Genomic DNA, 17,248 nt, shown 5'->3' with positions numbered 1-17,248 from the left:
GGGAGAAGATGGAGTTAGTATACAAAATTTCTTATCATAGAATGCAGGATCATTATTACAATTTTTGAAAGAAGATATTCCATACATCCCGCATGTAACAGTCGGAAGAAAAGAAAGTGCCGAATTAGCTGCTGAAGTAGTGAAGGAGATTCCTAGTTTGCATGGGAAGTTAAATTGTGTGATTGATAGAATAAGCGTGGAGCGAATTGGAGAGAACGGGGAATCAATTATTGAATTTGAAGTGCCATTTCTAAAAAGCTGACAAAAGTCAGCTTTTTATTTCGTAGCATGAAGTAATGCACCAATTGCACCGCTATTACCACCATCTTGTAAAAAGATTGGTGTTTTATTTTGATATTCGGTGTAGCTACTAATAATATGTTGAAGTTGTATGTTATTACATAAAGTTGAACCAATATAAATAATGTGTTCAATGTTTTTTGTTTCAGCGAATTGAAGGCTTAATGCAGTAACGACTTCACCGACAAGTCCTTGTACAGTAGCTAGTATATCGGAGCTACTATTATTTGATTCTGTAATGGCTGCTTTTCCGAAGTTACTAGCAGTTAAGTTATTATCGATAGGGGAAAGAATACCACCATAAATATCTCCAACCGTAATATCTAGTTCTTTTCTAGAGCCTACTTTTGTTAGAGGGATTACATCTTCAAAATGATCTATATTTGTTAACAATTTTGAAAGTCCCATAATAGTCCCACCGCCAACTCCGGTTCCACCAGCGCGAATATATTGTTCATTATAAACGTAATGGATAGAAGTACCTGTACCGATATTGGTTAAAATAAAATTGCGTATAGCATGTTTTTCTTCTTTTAATATGTATTGGACACCTGCAAGAGTAGCTTTAAATTCGTTTAGCTCTACTATTTTATATGAACTTGTAAGCAGTTGCTGTAATAGTTTCGATTTACCACCCGTAATACATATTTGTTTTATGCCATTGTTGCTTTTAATCCAATCTATTATTTTATGTTGTTCATGCGAATAAAATTTTTCAAAAGTTAATAGCTTTTTTTCGTTAAAATAAGCTATTTTCGTTAATGTGCCTCCAGCATCGATACCGATAGTACGTTCCATTTCCCTACTCCTAACTACGTAATATATTTTCTTATTTATTTAATTGGTTGAGAATAGATATTTCCAACTAATATAAGGAACACTTTAATCTGCTTGATATATTAATAGTTTTTCTATAGTTAAAATAGGCTGGTCGTTTACAGTTGCAATACCTTTACCAAGAATAAAACCTCGGCGATTGCGCGTTAGCTCATAATGTAAATCAAGTTTATCACCGGGATATGCTTTTCCGTGGAATTCAACTCCATCTAAAGAGGAGAGAAATCCTAGTCCTTCAGAATCACTTGTATGTATAAATGCACTAAGCTGAGCAAGTGCTTCTACAATTAACATATGAGGCATATGTTTGTGACTATCGTTTATAAACCATTCGTTATTTGTAATGAGTTTATATCCTGTAACGAATTCATCTTGTTTTACATTTATTACTTTATCAATCATTAAAAATGGATAACGATGGGGAAGTGTGTCTTTAATATGCATATGAAAGTACCTCCAATTAATAATACCCCTGCTAAAGTTAAGCAGGGGAGTGGGAACTAATTTTTAACTAATTCATTTACTTTTTCAAGGACGAAAATGCCGCTATTTCTAATGTTTTCAACAACTTGTTGCAACACTTCTTTATCTTGAACGAGTGCAATACGTACGAAGCCTTCTCCGTGAGGTCCAAATGCGTGACCTGGTGTAACAACGACATTCGCACGATCCATTAATGCATAAGCGAAGTCTAGAGAAGTCCATCCTTGTGGAATTTCAGCCCAGACAAACATACTACCAGCTGGCTTATCGACATTCCAACCAAATGTTCGGAATCCATCGACTAAAGTATCTCTCCGTTCTTGATAAATATCGCGGTTTTTCTCACAAAATGCAGCGCCATTTCTTAGTGCTGCAGATGCCGCTTTTTGAATTGGTAAAAATACACCGTAGTCGGTATTGGATTTAAATTGAGTAAGTGCACGAACAATTTCTTCGTTTCCAATCATATATCCAATACGGCTACCTGCTAAACTATAACTTTTTGACAAAGAATTGATTTCTACGCCAACTTCTTTAGCACCATGTACAGAGAGGAAGCTAATTGGCTTATTACCATCGAAATAAAATTCAGCATAAGCAAAATCATGGACAACGATAATATTATGCTTTTTCGCGAATGCGATTACTTCTTTAAAGAAATCTTCATGGGCCATTGCTGGAACGGGATTCCCTGGGAAGTTTAAAATCATCATCTTCGCTTGATCGGCAATTTCTTCAGGGATGACTTCTAAGTCTGGTAAGAAATCATTCTCTTTCTTTAAAGGCATGTAGTAAGATGTTGCACCAGCCATTTGAATACCTGTTTCATAAGCTGTATATCCTGGATCAGGAACTAATATAATATCACCTGGATTTGCATAAACCATAGGTAAATGAACGAGCCCGTCTTGTGAACCCATTAATAATAAAACTTCTTTATCCGCATTTAATAAAACGTTATGAGTGTTGTTGTAATATTCAGTTACAGCTTCGTGAAATTCTTGAATACCTGATAATGTATACCCGTAGCTCTCTTTCTCACTCGCTGTATGTACCATTGTTTCTCTTACAAAATCAGCGGGCGGCATATCAGGATTTCCGATGCTCAAATCAATCATGTTATGACCTGCTGCAATTTTTTCTTTTTTATAGGCTCCTAATTCACTAAATATAGAAGATTGGAATGCTTTCATTCTAGTTGCTAACGTGTAAGTCATCAAAACCCCTCCTAAAACAGTGCTTTCATTCTGCGTTTTTAATTATTCTGAAAACACATGTTTATATTTTATCATTTTTTTATGAAAATTAAAACGATTGACAAATTTAGAGGAAGTATTAGCCTATTTTGAAAAGTATCGATGTAAATAGCGTAGACGTGTTAATTGAAATGTCTATTATAGGATTCATTTTATATAACTTAAGTTATTTTATAGTTTTTATTAAGTATTTGTGGAAGATTTCTAAAGTGAAATAACGCAGAAAATATTTTCTGCGTTTCCTCTGAAATATAATCATTTCTTTTTATACGTGCATAATTTTTCAGCTGTCAAAAAGTATACATTTAATGTACCGTCGGCAACTTTTAAAGTTTGCTCTGATGTAAATGAATTACCATAATCAATGTGATATACATTAGAATTTTTGACAAATGAGCCTTTATATAAATCGTCTTTATTCTTTGTGGTTTGCATTTCTACTAAATTTTGCACAATTTCCTCTTTATTTTCTTTTTTGACAACTGTTTCAAATTTATAATATACAGGGCATTCACCATTTTTATTGTCAACGACTTCCCAAGAACCGTATATATCGTTATTGCTGCATCCACTAAGTAGGATGATTAGTATAGGAATTGTAAGTAGAACCTTTTTCATTTTGTGCTCCTTTCTTTTAAATTTGAATAAACGTGCGAATACGATAGGGATATTATAATAAATAAAGTTTAAATTTTTTTAAAGAATTATTTAATTTCATATAAAAATTTAGGAGAAATTAAATAAGCATGAATCTAGTGTAAAGTCAGATTCATGCTAGTACCATAGCCTATGTTATATCTTTTTTGAGGATAAATAAAGAGGAAAGCAGAAGCACTATTCCATTTAATATATATACGCTTGCGATCATAAAGGCTAACGTACCTGCGCCAAATCCTGCTTTATCGAATATAGAAGCAAATGTTGCGATAGTCAAAAAGACAATGGGAGTCAGTAGTAAAAATATGAAACCTGCCACGATTCTTTTTTTAAAACTATGTCCAGATAAGGAAATGGCTAAAAAGTTTAGGATGCTAAACAGAGCAATTGCAAAGAGCAGGACAATAAATACTTCAATGCCATCATACATTTTACCACTCCTTTTATAAAGAGTACTCTTTATAATCTATTCGAAATAAAAGGGGGATACTCCTTTAGGTAATTTCAATAAACGTAATAAATAGGCGTATTATAGAACAAAGAAGTATGGATTCAATATTATATCCATACTTCTTTGTTTATTTTATAAATTCGCAGATTGTGAATGCTGTTTTTCATAATGTTTCTGCTTAGAAAGGGAAATAGAAATAATCAATAATGAAACGACTCCGAAGATGAGAACCATATATTGTAACCCAATTGTATCTAAGAAGAACCCTGTGCCAAGTAAGACGATTTGGAACATAACCCTCTCAAACATATTACGGAATGAGAAGAGGCGACCGTGATAACTTTTTTCCACTTTCGTTTGGAAAATTGTCGACATAATAGGGAAGAAGCAGCCAACACTAAACCCAAACAAACCAAATGATGTAAGAGCCATCCATTTTATATCGCTAAAGAACAATGACAGGTGTGCAAAAGCAGTACAAATTGCGAAGAAATATAGTAATTTTTCGGGTTTGAAATGATCAGATAGACGTTTAATTACGAAGGCACCTAACATAAATGCGACACCTTCAATTGTATATATGAACCCTTTAATCGTAGGATCATGTTGCATTTCGCTAATGTTAATAACCATTAAATTAAACCCTGCTATAAATAATAGAGGGATGATACTTAATATAAGTGCTGTAAAAGCAATAGGAATTCCTTTTAAAATACGAAATACTTCCATAAAGCTATTATCTTTTGCAGCTTGTTTACTTGGTGTTGTTGATTTCTTGTCTTCGAATTGTAGGAAGAAAGTCGAGAGGAATAATAAGGCGTATGCTGCCATTGAGAAGGCATACATGTACTGTAAACTCATCACAACTAAAAGAATTCCACCTAGTGAAGTACCTGCAATACGAGCGATTGTACCAACATTCATATGTACACCATTCATTTGTAATAACTCATGCTCACGTACGATGAGTGGAATTACAGATTGTAATGCAGGGAAATAAAATGCTGCTGAAATTTGAAGAGCAACCATAAATGCAATCATAAATGCGATACTTTCAAATTGAATAGCAAAAAACATGAAAATAACACTTAAAACTCGACCAAACCCAGCGTAAAGAAGAACTTTTTTCTTTTCATACTGATCGATGACACGGCCAGCCATAGGTCCAACTAGAACACCGGCTAATAGTCCGATAAATAATATAACTGATTTCATGAAATCAGAAGGGACATATTTTTGCATAAATTCAAGGTTGCCAAGAATACCAAGCCATAATCCTAGACCTGCAATAAACTCCCCAATTAAAACAATCCAAACGTTTTTATTACGCCACATAACATAAAACCTCTCCGTCTTTTAAAATGAAAAACTCGTATATAAAACCTCCTTATTTATGTAGTATTTTTATACGAACTTTTTTAGAGTCAGAGTCTATATTACGTGTTTCATAATTGGATTTCAATCTTTTTGATTTGTAAAAAATTTGATGTATTAATTGATGAAATAAATGAAGCAAAACGTAAAAAATTCATGATTAAAGCTAATAGAAAGTAAGGATAAATATAAAAAAGCAAGAACGTATAACTACGTCTTGCTTTTCCAAAGTACAAAATTAAACATTAATTTCAATTAGCAATATTTACGCTCTTGTCCAATAGCTAAAGCGCTAAAAGATAGAGGACCAGCAACTTCTGTACTTGCACTACTAATAAGGTTTTCTACAGTTAATGAATATTCGTGTGTTCCACTGCTAACGTTTTGGTCTGTAGCTTGGAATGTTTGTACGTAAAATTGTTCAGAATTTGTTGATTCAATACCTACTTGTGTATTGAAAATTTCAATGTTATCAAGGAAAATTCGGAATAAAACTTGTGAAATCTCAGTTATACCTTCTACACCAACTGTAGCTATTAATTCTACTCGATTATTACGTGAATCTCTACTTGAAATTCTCAATTTCAAATTTGCTAGAATTACTTTGTTTGGAGAAGAGGGGATTGCAAAAGTTGTTGCATCAGTTTTACTTATAGGTTGAGTAGCTTAATAATCAATGATATGAGTCATATTCACAACCTCTTCATATACTGAAATACGGAAATAGGGATGAATTATCTTGGACAAATACTAGAATATTATAATAGAGTCCACAACAATTGTTGAAAAGAAGCAATTTACATAAAAGCATCAAGAATATATCATAATAAGATGATATTTTTCTTAATGCTTTTTGTAATTAAGCAGAATATTCTTCTTTACGTACTTCAAAAAATTCATTACGTCGTAAGTAATTATAAATTCTCTCAGAAACTTCTTCTTCTTCAGACACTAAGAAACGATGGTCAAAAGCGTAGAAAGATTGACCTTTAATTAATTTTACATAATATATATTAAACGCCTCCTGACACTAGATTATTACTTTCTTCATATTATGATGGCCTATATGTCTGCTAAAAATACTTGGAGTTTCAAAGGAAGTAAGTAAAGGGATGAAAGAGCTTACAATTTTGTAAGGTTTATGTCACCTTTTTCGATAGTTTACATTCACCAATTTCTTCTATACTACAAATAAGTTGCATAAAATAAGGGGGTAAAAAGATGGATGAAGTAATTGGAGAAGTTGTAGCAGGTATTTGTGAATTTGTAGTAGAAGTAACAGCGGATGCTATAGGAAGTTTAGTTTCCGGAAATGATGAGGAAAAAGAAACATTATAATAATTTGTAAAAGTATAAAGTTGATCAAATTGTAAAGGCTGATTTCTAAAGGGAAGTCAGCTTTTTATTTTTTACATTATATTAACTTAATTTGAATATTCATTTGTTATTATATTGAAGAAACCTATATAAGGAGGTGAATAAACAAATATGTCGAATTCGGGGGCTGATTTATCTGTTTCTCGTTTGATTGTGGCAAATGTAGAGGAAAAGGAATATCATTTTATTGTTCGTGAACATCCGATTGTAGGGAAAGTTATATCGCTATTTGAAAATGGTAAAGAATATGGTTTACTAGATAAACAAATCGCTAATAAAGATAAATTTATTACATCGGAGCTTACTAAATTAGATTATTTTAACTTAGATGTTTTATATCATACACCTGGGTGGATATGGATTGGTATGGATCAATTTGGTTTACATGCTCGTGAGGCTACTTATAACGAAGTAGATGTTATTATGAAGTTGAAAGAGGATTTATATTATATAGATATATACGAAGAAATAAAAATGTAGTAAATATTTAGTCAGGTTAGGGGACAAGTTCCCGTAGCCTTTTTTGTTTAATAGTAAAACGTAAAATTATATTATTTTGATTATAGGTAAACTTGATAAGAAGTGAGATGAAAAGAGGATTTGAAAATACATGAAGAGAATTGTAATAATTATATGAATCGTATATGTAAATAACAATAGAAAGAAGATGATAAAATGAGTAAGGAAGAGCTTGTGAAAAAACAGTTTGGCAGTAATGCAGATAAGTATGTGAATAGTAAAATACATGCTAAAGGACAGGACTTACAATATGTAGTTCAACAAGTTGCGTCTCGCCATAATAATCGTCTTCTTGATGTTGCTACTGGTGGCGGACATGTTGCGAATATGTTAGCACCTATGTTTGAAGAAGTAGTTGCACTTGATTTAACAGAACAGATGTTAGAAGAAGCAAAAGGTTTTATAAAGCAGAATGGTCATGGAAATGTGTCTTTTGTAGTAGGAAACGCAGAGGATTTACCATTTGCAGACCATTTTTTTGATACAATTACATGCCGGATTGCAGCCCATCATTTTACGAATCCGGCTCAATTTATTTTTGAAGTAAATCGTACGTTGGAGGATAATGGATTATTCATCTTAATAGATAATGTTTCGCCAGAAAATAATGAATATGATACATTTTATAATTTTATAGAAAAAAAGCGGGACCCAAGTCATGAACGAGCTCTAAAAAAGACAGAATGGCTTACTTTATTAGAAAAAAACGGTTTGCAAATGCAGTCATGTCTTACTTTTGATAAGAAGTTTGATTTTGACTGGTGGTGTAATATGATGAATGTCCCTGTACAAAAGCGCGAAAAATTAACAGAATGTATGATGAAAGCACCAAACGAAATGAAGGGATATTTTAATATTCAATTTAAAAATAATAAAGTAGATTCATTCTATACTGAAATGGCTATGTTTATATGTAAAAAAAGTACAACATTAAAAAGATAAATGTGTTGCAGTCTTTCTGAAGTACGATATACTTAGTACAGAGAAACTGAGAATTGAGGAATAGTTATAATGATTCGTGTACGCATTGAAGGTACTGAGGAAGAAATGCTTGAATTTATGGGGAAAATGCCGGACATTCCTGGATTTGAAAAGACACATATGAGAGAGCCGAGAAAAGGAAATAACCCGAAATACGATTCGAGTAAAAATGTACTAGCATATTTGTCTTATAAAAAGATTGAAGTCGCCAATAAATAGGCGGCTTTTTTAGTTTGCGCTGTTTCACCGCCTTGTCTTTTTCACATAATAATAATAGTAGATTATGCTGAAGAGGGGTGAGAATAGTTAATAAGAAAATCATCTTTTTTGGAGACTTTGGTATTGATGACGCCGTAGCGTTAATTTATGCAAATAAAACATGTAAATTAGATATTCTAGGTATTGTTGCAGAGTACGGGAATGTATCACGAGAAATCGTTACGGAAAATGTTTATTTTTTAGAAAGGTACTATGCTACACATGTAAAAATTATTGAAGGTGCGAGTAGGCCGATGACAGCTGAAGAACCTTTGTTTTTCCCTGAAATCCATGGGGATCACGGTTTAGGTCCTATTAATCCACCTGAGATGAGAATTTGTAAACGAGAAAATTTTTGTGAATTAATCAAATTAATCGAACCTTGTCCAGAAGATATTATAATTGTGGCGACAGGAAGACTAACGACGCTTGCTACGTTATTTTTATTGTATCCCAATATAATGGATCGTATTTGTTCGTATTATATAATGGGCGGTGCTTTCCTATTTCCAGGTAATGTTACACCAGTATCTGAAGCGAATTTTTATGGTGATCCAATTGCAGCAAATATTGTTATGAAATATGCGAAAAACGCTAGTATATACCCGTTAAATGTAACACAGGGCGCGCTTATTACGCCTGAAATGGCCAATATAATAGATAAACAAGGAACTGGACAGGCGAAACTCATTAAACCAATGATTGATTTTTATTATGAGAACTTCTATAAAAAAGAATATCCGGGTATTGGTGGAAGCCCTATACACGATTTACTACCGTTTGTCTCGTTTATAAATGATAGTATTTTTGAATATAAAAAATCGGCAGTGTGGATTAGTACGACAAATGATGTGACTAGGGGCCAAAGTGTAGCTGACTTTAGAAAAATAGCTGAACCAACAAGGTTTGATGGTCGGCCGATTCAAAGAATTGCTGTTGGTTTTAACTATCCTGCTTTTAAAGAAGAGTTTATGCGAACAATATTGAAGCCAGATTGTCCTTAATGTGTTAATAATAAGTCGGATAAATCGTTAGTCCGAAAAATGGTTTATCAGTCTGTATTATTCTCAAAAGTCTTATAGTTGAGCAGCATGAATAACTTATGAAAAATGTCACATAACTAATGGTAAGCAATTGTTTCTAATTATATTTTGATTGGTTAAATATAAAGGAGGTTATTATATGATTTGGTCTTTAATCGTTGGTGGTTTATTAGGATGGTTTGCAAGCTTAATTACTGGAAGGGATGTACCAGGTGGTGTAATTGGTAATATTATTGCTGGTATTATCGGTTCTTGGATTGGTACGAAATTACTTGGTAGTTTCGGTCCTGTAATAGGCGGATTTGCAATCATTCCTGCTTTAATTGGTGCGGTTATTTTGATTTTCATTGTGAGTTTTTTACTACGAGCAATGCGGAAATGAATGTAGCAGGACTGTTTACATTTGTAAGCAGTCCTTTTTATATGTTATGCTAGTATTATACAATCAGGAGGTGTCAGCATTGAAATCATTTACAGTAAATTTCCATCAAGAAGATAATGCAAAAGCGACAACAGTACATAAATTAAGTGAAGAGGACTTCAATAAAGCAACTGAAAAAGGTACTCGTCATTTATTTGATTTAGATACAAACGTTGGCTTCTTCGTATTCTTTGATGCAGAAGATGCAGAAGGAAATGATCAATACTTAATGTTACAATATGAAGGGGATCATGAAGAACCAACTGCGTGCTACGGATTTGATTTAAAACTATATTATCAATTTTTAGCGCTATACTTAAACGATCTTGAATTCCAAGGCGAAACAGATGAGGAAGAGGAAGAATACGGTCCAATTCATCATTTAGCGCACTTACTTTATCATATTGTTGAAGATGGTAAATCAATCGAAGTATAATATACATATTTGAAGCTGTCCTTTTGGGGCAGCTTTTTTATATGACATTGAATTGGTGTATTATTAGTTGAACCAATAAGGCTTTTACGGGCAGCCCTGCCCATCTAACTTCTTTGTTTCCGCTGAATTTTGAGGTGGAGATTTTACTGCCCGGCAAATAGCAGGATAAATTCATAATAGAAATTTATTTATTACTTTCATGTTAGCATCGTAAAACACCTGTTATAATGATTGTAATTAAATTCATGGAGGCTAATTCTATGCTTGTAGATGTAAAAGCTTTTATTAAAGCTGCAGGTTTAACATGTATTTCATCATTAAGTGGAGATAACACGTTTGTTTATAATTTTGAAACTGTAAAAAACACTATCGCTACACTTTTTAAGAAGCTAAGATTTACCATTTAATTTCATTTCAACCAGTAGGAAAAGAGTAATCACTTCCTACTGGTTTTTTTTCTGTTTGAAGGAGCTGTTGTGACAACATGTTTTAAGTGATAGATAGAGGATATTGTCATTGAGAAGAGAAGGGTTAAATAAGGAGATGAAAATGGTTTCGTTTATCAGGAGGTAGTTACTTCGGATATAACAGACTTGGTTACTTTTTAGAAACAGCTTTTGTAATATATTTTGTACAAGCTTTTTGAGAGAGTGAAGTACTGACTTTTTTGAACAAACATAATTTGAAAAGTAGTGTAATGGGTTGGTTAACGAAATAAATAAGATGCAATAGGGGGTAAAAATGATGAAAATATATTTAAAAATAGTTATGTTATTTTTGGTGTTTACATGTATGTTTGCGCTAGCCGCATGTAAAGAGACAGACGAAAAAAACGAAACAAATCCAACCTTGGAAAATAATAAAAATAAACAAAGTAATTCTTCAGAAGAACAGAAAAATCTTGAAACAAAACCAAGTAATGAAAAAACAACAAAACCATCAACTGAGCCAGATTCGAAAAATAGAACATTTAATCAAAAATCAATTAACCACATTAAAGATTTGTTTGAATTAGCAAAAGAAGGAAAAGTACCTAATGTACCATTTGGAGCCCATACAGGGGATATTGAAGAAATAGAAAAAGCATGGGGGAAAGCGAATAAAACCGAACAAGCAGGGAACGGAATGTACGCAACTTTTACAAATAAAAATGTTGTTTTTGGATTTAATAAAGGGTCACAAGTTTTTGATGTACGCTCATATCATGCAGAACTAAAATCGATTACATTACAAGAAATTGAAAAAGTGTTAGGAAAACCATCTTCAGTTAAAGGGAATGGTGGAGACAAAATATATGTATACAAAGTAAATAACCAGTATGAGTTAAAATTTGTCATTCCAAAATCGACTGGTAATGTAGATCATATTTCCGTGTTTTCACCAGAGGATAGTATTAATAAAATGGCAGGATAAGAAATTAAGTGATTTCAAAAACACCTCGCTCTTTAAGTGAGGTGTTTTAGTTGTAAACAAGGAACGTCTCATTTCATATGCGAAATACTTCACTTTTGTTTTTTAGCATGCATCCAATAAGAAATGTTGATCTACTGAAAAAGTAGTAACTTATAAATTATGTGTAGGCTGGTTTGCGATTTTTTTTCGTTCCAAATTTTGAACAAATAACGCTTGTACAATACCTCCAACTAATAAGAAACTAGCGCAAATATAAAACAGCATACTTCCATTTAACTTACTTAATAAAACTGCACCAATAACTGGTCCACACGTTCGAGATATATCCCAGTGTATACCGTAAATTGAAAAATATAAACCACGTTTATCATGAGGTGCAATTTCTGAAACGAATCGTAATAAATGGTTTAGAGCAATACTTTCTCCAATGACTAAAAAGAGTAAGGTGAAGAATAACGACAATATCGTCGTTGAATAACTAAAGCCAACTGCAGCTATTGTATAGCAGGCGTAAGAAATAAGGATGATTTTCGCCATAGAAAATCGTTCAGACCATTTTACGAGGAAGATTTGTAGAATGATTTCCAAAATGGCTTTACATGTTGAAATAAATGCGAGTATGAATACGAGATTAAGAAATACATGTTCTGCAAAAATACGATAATTCGTCTCAGTTTGTGCATAAAAAAAGCTAATAGGAAGTGTAGAAACCATAAGACCGAATATGGCGTAATGTTTAAAAATAAATTGCTTTGGTGAACTTGCCTCAACTGTTTGTTTTGACATACTTATTGGTGGAACGGTTTCTGGGAGCTGGGTCCAAACAACAACGGCATATATCGTAAGGGTTACACTTTGCACGATAAATAAATATTCTGGGTGAGTATTATAAAAACTTGCACCGATTAAAGGGCCGACTACGGATCCAATTGCTCCCATCGTTTGTAGGAGAGCAAAAATTTCTGCTTGCTGCTCTTTTTTTGTTAAATCAGCAATTTGTGCACGTTGAGCCGGAATATATAAGGAACGGCCAATGCCATTAATGACATATAACAGTGCAAATATAAAAACGGATTGAGCGAAAACGAAACTACCGATTGCAACACTTTGTAGCAATAAGCCGAGTAACATAATCTTTTTCCGGCCATATTTATCAGTAATTCCTCCAGCAATAAGTGTAAATAAAATGTCTGAAAGTGGCTGTAATCCGAAAATCAGCATAGTTATTATTACATTGCCGTTTAACATTTTATTGACGTAAATAATCATAATGATAGCTAACATAGATTCAGTCGTTCTGGTTAATAATTCACCACACAGTCTAATAAAAATAGGTTTATTGTAACGAAGTAAGAGATAATTCAATATTAATTCCTCCTTTCTATATTGAAATGATAAGATGAAAGAAGAATTGGAAAAAGTGTAGAAACAATAGGGAGTATTTTTCACCTTTTAGGGGGATTATGATGTTTATTTTAGATCAATACATTGAACTATGGAGTGCTTATGGAAAAGGGGAAAAAGAGGGAGAACAATTGGAAGTAACAGTGCAAAATATATCTGAAACATTATTTTGTACAGAGCGTAATAGTAAATTAATTATAAAAAAATTAGATGAGTTAAATTGGATCAAGTGGTTTCCAGGTCGCGGCAGAGGAAATCGTTCTAAGTTAATATTTCAAAAGGACCCGATATCTTTAATTTTAGATAGAGGAAAAGAAATAACGAAAAAAGGGGATGTGAAAAGCGGGAGCATATTTGTGGAACGCTATAGCTCACATTTTCCATTAGTAAAGGAAGAATATCACTCCTGGGTGGATTCAATATTTGGTCATAAGATTGAAATGACATCTGAAGGGAGAAGAGATGTACTCCGGTTGCAAGTACAAATGAATTTAGATATCACATTAGATCCTGTATACGCTACAATGCGTTCAGAATGCCATATGGTAAAACATATATTCGATACACTCGTGTATGTAGACGGTAATACAAACATTATAGAGCCAAGACTTGCATTTCACTGGGAATATAATGATGCTGAAAAAATATGGACGTTTTATTTACGAAAAGGAGTTCACTTTCATAATGGAAAACAACTTACTGCACATGATGTTATATACTCATTGAATCGATTTATGAAGCTGGAAAATAATGCACACGCATGGATGTTACAACACGTTGAAAGTATTCGTTCAGTGGATGACTACGTTGTCGAAATTCAATTACATACGGAAAATCGAATGTTTTTACATATGCTAAGTGCAGAACAGTGTTCTATCGTGAATAAAGATGAAGCAGGAGAGCTAATTGGAACAGGGCCTTTTCAATTATATAAAAGTAATGAAAATTTGTTCATTTTAGAAGGTCATCCTTTATATTTTCGTGAAAGACCTTTTTTAGATCGTGTTGAGTTGTGGAATGTAGAACAAGGTGTAAGTACATACGATGTTTTAGTAAAGGCGCAGTATAAAGATAAAGAAAAACATAATAAAGAATTGTCTCGGCTTGAGTCGAACGTGACATATATAACATGTAATCATACGAAAGAAGGACCAATGCAAGATGAGTTATTTCGGAAAGCATTATATAAAATCATTCATGGTTATACAATCGTTCAAGAACTCGGCGGAGAACGTGGAGAAGTGGCACAGAAACTAATATTAGCAGGTGAAAGCATTGTAGAGATTGAGGAAGATGTAGAAAGTTTAATTAAAAGGAGTACTTATCATAATGAAGCGCTACAACTCTACACATTTACAGGACGAGATCATGTTGAAGATGCACAATGGATACAAAAAGAGTGTGTGAAGTACGGGATTCGTGTAGAAAATAATTTTCTTGACATAGAAGAGCTATTGGAAGTAAGTACGATACAAAAGGCCGATATGATGCATGATAGTGCCACAATAAGTGAACGAATAGAAGATAGTCTATTATATATGTTTCTTACAAAAAATAGTTTTATTCATGGACAAAGCAGCATGGACTTTCATGAAAAGTTGTCTCCTTATTTTAAACAAGAAGAATTAGAGAAAAGAGTTACACTGTTACGCGATATTGAGGATACTTTGTTACGTCAAATTCATATTATTCCTTTATATCGTAATAAACAAGAGGTAAGTACACATGAAAAAGTCCAAAATATAATGATTAATTCACAAGGTTGGATTGATTTTTATAATATTTGGTTTAAATCTTGATATATAAGGGCTTTTGCGCATTTTCATAAGATGTGTAAGAGCCTTTTTTTGTATGTGGGAATAGGTTTGTTTTACACATTGTTACCCTACTTGTGATAAAAGTCTATTTACAGCGTAACAGTGTTATGTTACATTGTTATCAGGAAGGGGTGTTATACAGTTGAGTACAGATTTAATTTCAAAAAAAGATTTATTAGAACTAACTGGTATTTCATACGGACAGTTATATAGGTGGAAGAGAAAAAATTTAATACCGGAAGATTGGTTTGTACGAAAGTCAACATTCACGGGTCAAGAGACATTTTTTCCGAAAGAAAAGATATTAGAGCGCATCGATAAGATCCAAACGATGAAAGAGGATTTATCACTTGATGAACTAGCGAATATGTTTTCACCGAGTGTGAGAGAAATTCTTTTAACAAAGGAAGACATTTTACGTAAGGAGATTGCATCAGAACCAGTTTTACAATTTTTCATAGAACAAACGAATAAAACAGCAGAGTTTCAATTTGTAGATATTCTTTATGTGTACATGTTAGAAGAATTACTACAATCGGGAGAGATTAGTTTAGAAGAAGGAAAAATGGTCTTGCAAGTTTTACGTGAAAATTATGAAGCAATTAAACATAAAACTTGTGATTTAATCGTTGTCCGAAAATTAGGGATTTCTACATGTTTATTAGTTTCAAACGTGGACGATTTAATTTTTGAAAAAGGCACTAAAATCGTTTTACGCGAAGCGATTATGAAATATACCGAAGCATTAAAAACTAAATTGTTGTAGTGGAGGAGAAAGTATGCGTACAGATAATTTGATTATAAATGGTTACGGTTCATCCAATGGCGGCGAGTTTCATAAAGTACAATTAAACGGAAAAGGAACTGTGAATGGAAATGTTGAATGTGAGCAATTTGAATGTAACGGTTACGGTGCAGTTACTGGCGATTTGAAAAGTAGCAGTGCACGAATTAGCGGATCTGGTAAAGTCGATGGCACAGTTCATGCTGAAACGATGCGAATTGATGGGAAAGCAACAATTACGCAAGATGTAAAGGCAAACAGTTTGAAAATTGCAGGAAAAGGTACGATAGGTGGAAATGTCACTGGTGAAGAATTTAAGGTCAATGGTCAAGCTACAATTGACGGTAATTGTGAAGTGGATACTTTTTCTTCAGAAGGACAATTTACAATTGGCGGATTATTAAGCGCTGATGAAATAAATATTAATATTCACGGTACATGTCGAGCGAAAGAAATTGGTGGTCAAACGATTAAAGTAAAGCATAGACTAAGTACTTTTAGTAGGCTGTTTAAATCAGTATTTGGTATGCAATTAGAGGCTGAACTATTAGAAGGTGACAATATCGATATTGATTATGCTCACATAAGAACGGTAAGAGGAAATAATGTTACGGTAGGACCGAACTGTGAGATTGAACTAATCGAATATACGGGTGTTCTTACTGTTGATAAAAGCGCAAATGTAAAAGAAATTAAGCAGATTTAATGGAAGGGAGAAAATGATATGGAACATCAACACAGTCTTACTGTTAATGGTTCTGGTAGTTCAGCGGGCGGAGATTATAATAAAGTAAAGATTCGCGGTGAAGGAACGATTTCTAATGATATGAGCTGTAATGAATTTAAAACGTACGGCACGAGTGAAGTGTGCGGTAATATGAAAGTGAAAAGTTATGTCGTGTATGGAGATAGTGAAGTACAAGGAAATGTAGATGCGGAATCTGTAAAAGTATACGGAAATACACAAATGCATAGTGATGCTCATATTGAAAAAATAAAAGTAAGAGGTATGATAGAAGTTAAGGGGAAATTAACTGGTGATTTCGTAGATGTGAAAGGCGCTTTAAATGTAAAAGGAGATATTGAAGTTGAAGAACTATCACTAACTGGTGGCCTTGAAAGTGATGGATTACTTAATGCTGAAAATATTGAAATTTCACTTCGTTATGAAGGTAGCAAAGTAAGAGAAATTGGCGGTCAGAAGATTACCGTTCGTAAAAAAGTGAGATTTATTCCATTTACCAATCATGCTGGAAGCCTCCAAACATCTATCATTGAAGGAGATGATATCTATTTAGAACATACGATTGCTGAAGTTGTAAGAGGAAACAACGTTACAATTGGTCCTGGATGTGAAATTAGTATTGTAGAATATCATACTAGTTTTAACCAAAAAAGTAATGCAGTCGTAAAAGAACATAAACAAATATAAGTAGT

At 33.1% G+C, this 17,248-nt stretch carries 21 protein-coding genes and 2 pseudogenes; 14 read left to right on the top strand and 9 right to left on the bottom strand.

Going from position 1 to position 17,248, the window contains the following annotated elements; translation table 11 throughout:
- Positions 1–46: 46 nt before the first annotated feature.
- A pseudogene (locus DOS87_RS15505) lies at positions 47–262 on the top strand (2'-5' RNA ligase family protein); the annotation flags it as partial.
- A 14-nt stretch (positions 263–276) separates the two neighbouring features.
- Here the strand turns inward: DOS87_RS15505 and coaW are convergent.
- From coaW to DOS87_RS15465, 8 genes are all read right to left on the bottom strand, one after another.
- Entirely contained in the window at positions 277–1,098 is an 822-nt protein-coding gene (gene coaW, locus DOS87_RS15500) for a type II pantothenate kinase (RefSeq protein WP_208730012.1), read from the bottom strand.
- Positions 1,099–1,182: 84 nt separating this feature from the next.
- Positions 1,183–1,581: a 3-hydroxyacyl-ACP dehydratase FabZ family protein gene (locus DOS87_RS15495; protein WP_000547637.1), complete on the bottom strand. Its 399-nt coding sequence runs from the start codon at positions 1,579–1,581 to the stop codon at positions 1,183–1,185.
- A gap of 56 nt (positions 1,582–1,637) precedes the next feature.
- Positions 1,638–2,837: an LL-diaminopimelate aminotransferase gene (locus tag DOS87_RS15490; RefSeq protein ID WP_000222695.1), complete on the bottom strand. Its 1,200-nt coding sequence runs from the start codon at positions 2,835–2,837 to the stop codon at positions 1,638–1,640.
- A gap of 294 nt (positions 2,838–3,131) precedes the next feature.
- Positions 3,132–3,494 (bottom strand): hypothetical protein, encoded by a 363-nt coding sequence (locus tag DOS87_RS15485; RefSeq protein WP_000757024.1) that lies wholly within the window; start codon positions 3,492–3,494, stop codon positions 3,132–3,134.
- A gap of 169 nt (positions 3,495–3,663) precedes the next feature.
- A complete protein-coding gene (locus DOS87_RS15480; protein WP_144514312.1) occupies positions 3,664–3,963 on the bottom strand; it encodes a hypothetical protein in 300 nt (99 codons plus the stop codon).
- Positions 3,964–4,116: 153 nt separating this feature from the next.
- Positions 4,117–5,319 (bottom strand): MFS transporter, encoded by a 1,203-nt coding sequence (locus tag DOS87_RS15475; RefSeq protein ID WP_000269259.1) that lies wholly within the window; start codon positions 5,317–5,319, stop codon positions 4,117–4,119.
- A gap of 294 nt (positions 5,320–5,613) precedes the next feature.
- Entirely contained in the window at positions 5,614–6,012 is a 399-nt protein-coding gene (gene exsC, locus DOS87_RS15470) for an exosporium protein ExsC (RefSeq protein WP_223837280.1), read from the bottom strand.
- Positions 6,013–6,217: 205 nt separating this feature from the next.
- Entirely contained in the window at positions 6,218–6,370 is a 153-nt protein-coding gene (locus DOS87_RS15465) for a YqbF domain-containing protein (protein ID WP_074789873.1), read from the bottom strand.
- Between the two features lie 476 nt (positions 6,371–6,846).
- On the opposite strand from DOS87_RS15465, the gene DOS87_RS15460 reads away from it, so the two are divergent.
- The 9 genes and pseudogenes from DOS87_RS15460 (at position 6,847) to DOS87_RS15420 (ending at position 11,806) form a co-directional block, all read left to right on the top strand.
- Positions 6,847–7,215 carry a hypothetical protein gene (locus DOS87_RS15460; RefSeq protein ID WP_000071474.1) on the top strand — a complete coding sequence of 123 codons (369 nt, stop codon included), beginning with the start codon at positions 6,847–6,849 and terminating at the stop codon, positions 7,213–7,215.
- A 195-nt stretch (positions 7,216–7,410) separates the two neighbouring features.
- The gene (locus DOS87_RS15455; protein ID WP_000031314.1) at positions 7,411–8,196 is read left to right on the top strand and encodes a class I SAM-dependent methyltransferase; all 786 of its coding nucleotides are present in this window, start codon (positions 7,411–7,413) and stop codon (positions 8,194–8,196) included.
- Positions 8,197–8,265: 69 nt separating this feature from the next.
- Positions 8,266–8,454 (top strand): DUF3970 family protein, encoded by a 189-nt coding sequence (locus DOS87_RS15450; protein WP_000621885.1) that lies wholly within the window; start codon positions 8,266–8,268, stop codon positions 8,452–8,454.
- A 77-nt stretch (positions 8,455–8,531) separates the two neighbouring features.
- The gene (locus tag DOS87_RS15445) at positions 8,532–9,497 is read left to right on the top strand and encodes a nucleoside hydrolase (RefSeq protein WP_001223689.1); all 966 of its coding nucleotides are present in this window, start codon (positions 8,532–8,534) and stop codon (positions 9,495–9,497) included.
- 178 nt (positions 9,498–9,675) lie between these two features.
- A complete protein-coding gene (locus DOS87_RS15440) occupies positions 9,676–9,918 on the top strand; it encodes a GlsB/YeaQ/YmgE family stress response membrane protein (RefSeq protein ID WP_000638310.1) in 243 nt (80 codons plus the stop codon).
- Positions 9,919–9,997: 79 nt separating this feature from the next.
- Entirely contained in the window at positions 9,998–10,393 is a 396-nt protein-coding gene (locus DOS87_RS15435) for a hypothetical protein (RefSeq protein ID WP_000834883.1), read from the top strand.
- 260 nt (positions 10,394–10,653) lie between these two features.
- A complete protein-coding gene (locus tag DOS87_RS15430) occupies positions 10,654–10,800 on the top strand; it encodes a hypothetical protein (RefSeq protein ID WP_000959552.1) in 147 nt (48 codons plus the stop codon).
- Between the two features lie 140 nt (positions 10,801–10,940).
- Positions 10,941–11,111 (top strand): annotated as a pseudogene (locus tag DOS87_RS15425) (aminopeptidase); the annotation flags it as partial.
- A 23-nt stretch (positions 11,112–11,134) separates the two neighbouring features.
- Complete coding sequence (locus tag DOS87_RS15420; protein WP_015945824.1) at positions 11,135–11,806, top strand: YjgB family protein; 672 nt, start codon at positions 11,135–11,137, stop codon at positions 11,804–11,806.
- 150 nt (positions 11,807–11,956) lie between these two features.
- Here DOS87_RS15420 and DOS87_RS15415 read toward each other — a convergent pair whose 3' ends face one another.
- The gene (locus DOS87_RS15415) at positions 11,957–13,171 is read right to left on the bottom strand and encodes an MDR family MFS transporter (RefSeq protein WP_001108447.1); all 1,215 of its coding nucleotides are present in this window, start codon (positions 13,169–13,171) and stop codon (positions 11,957–11,959) included.
- A 101-nt stretch (positions 13,172–13,272) separates the two neighbouring features.
- Between DOS87_RS15415 and DOS87_RS15410 the strand changes: the two genes are divergently transcribed.
- From DOS87_RS15410 to DOS87_RS15395, 4 genes are all read left to right on the top strand, one after another.
- Positions 13,273–15,009: an ABC transporter substrate-binding protein gene (locus DOS87_RS15410; protein WP_017763287.1), complete on the top strand. Its 1,737-nt coding sequence runs from the start codon at positions 13,273–13,275 to the stop codon at positions 15,007–15,009.
- Positions 15,010–15,169: 160 nt separating this feature from the next.
- The gene (locus tag DOS87_RS15405) at positions 15,170–15,793 is read left to right on the top strand and encodes a YhbD family protein (RefSeq protein WP_000102242.1); all 624 of its coding nucleotides are present in this window, start codon (positions 15,170–15,172) and stop codon (positions 15,791–15,793) included.
- A gap of 13 nt (positions 15,794–15,806) precedes the next feature.
- Positions 15,807–16,517 carry a bactofilin family protein gene (locus DOS87_RS15400; RefSeq protein ID WP_001258382.1) on the top strand — a complete coding sequence of 237 codons (711 nt, stop codon included), beginning with the start codon at positions 15,807–15,809 and terminating at the stop codon, positions 16,515–16,517.
- An 18-nt stretch (positions 16,518–16,535) separates the two neighbouring features.
- Positions 16,536–17,243: a hypothetical protein gene (locus DOS87_RS15395; RefSeq protein WP_000401029.1), complete on the top strand. Its 708-nt coding sequence runs from the start codon at positions 16,536–16,538 to the stop codon at positions 17,241–17,243.
- Positions 17,244–17,248: the final 5 nt, after the last annotated feature.

Origin of the sequence: Bacillus sp. CR71 (assembly GCF_003429245.1) — a bacterium.
Classification (GTDB): domain Bacteria; phylum Bacillota; class Bacilli; order Bacillales; family Bacillaceae_G; genus Bacillus_A; species Bacillus_A thuringiensis_S.
The sequence above is the reverse complement of the archived record's forward strand: the minus strand, read 5'-3'. Positions and strand labels throughout refer to the sequence as shown.

Excerpts from the sequence above, each read along its gene's own strand:
- coaW (WP_208730012.1), bottom strand. The coding sequence starts at position 1,098 with ATGGAACGTACTATCGGTATCGATGCTGGAGGCACATTAACGAAAATA.
- DOS87_RS15495 (WP_000547637.1), bottom strand. The coding sequence starts at position 1,581 with ATGCATATTAAAGACACACTTCCCCATCGTTATCCATTTTTAATGATT.
- DOS87_RS15490 (WP_000222695.1), bottom strand. The coding sequence starts at position 2,837 with ATGACTTACACGTTAGCAACTAGAATGAAAGCATTCCAATCTTCTATA.
- DOS87_RS15485 (WP_000757024.1), bottom strand. The coding sequence starts at position 3,494 with ATGAAAAAGGTTCTACTTACAATTCCTATACTAATCATCCTACTTAGT.
- DOS87_RS15480 (WP_144514312.1), bottom strand. The coding sequence starts at position 3,963 with ATGTATGATGGCATTGAAGTATTTATTGTCCTGCTCTTTGCAATTGCT.
- DOS87_RS15475 (WP_000269259.1), bottom strand. The coding sequence starts at position 5,319 with ATGTGGCGTAATAAAAACGTTTGGATTGTTTTAATTGGGGAGTTTATT.
- DOS87_RS15460 (WP_000071474.1), top strand. The coding sequence starts at position 6,847 with ATGTCGAATTCGGGGGCTGATTTATCTGTTTCTCGTTTGATTGTGGCA.
- DOS87_RS15455 (WP_000031314.1), top strand. The coding sequence starts at position 7,411 with ATGAGTAAGGAAGAGCTTGTGAAAAAACAGTTTGGCAGTAATGCAGAT.
- DOS87_RS15450 (WP_000621885.1), top strand. The coding sequence starts at position 8,266 with ATGATTCGTGTACGCATTGAAGGTACTGAGGAAGAAATGCTTGAATTT.
- DOS87_RS15440 (WP_000638310.1), top strand. The coding sequence starts at position 9,676 with ATGATTTGGTCTTTAATCGTTGGTGGTTTATTAGGATGGTTTGCAAGC.
- DOS87_RS15430 (WP_000959552.1), top strand. The coding sequence starts at position 10,654 with ATGCTTGTAGATGTAAAAGCTTTTATTAAAGCTGCAGGTTTAACATGT.
- DOS87_RS15420 (WP_015945824.1), top strand. The coding sequence starts at position 11,135 with ATGATGAAAATATATTTAAAAATAGTTATGTTATTTTTGGTGTTTACA.
- DOS87_RS15410 (WP_017763287.1), top strand. The coding sequence starts at position 13,273 with ATGTTTATTTTAGATCAATACATTGAACTATGGAGTGCTTATGGAAAA.
- DOS87_RS15400 (WP_001258382.1), top strand. The coding sequence starts at position 15,807 with ATGCGTACAGATAATTTGATTATAAATGGTTACGGTTCATCCAATGGC.
- DOS87_RS15395 (WP_000401029.1), top strand. The coding sequence starts at position 16,536 with ATGGAACATCAACACAGTCTTACTGTTAATGGTTCTGGTAGTTCAGCG.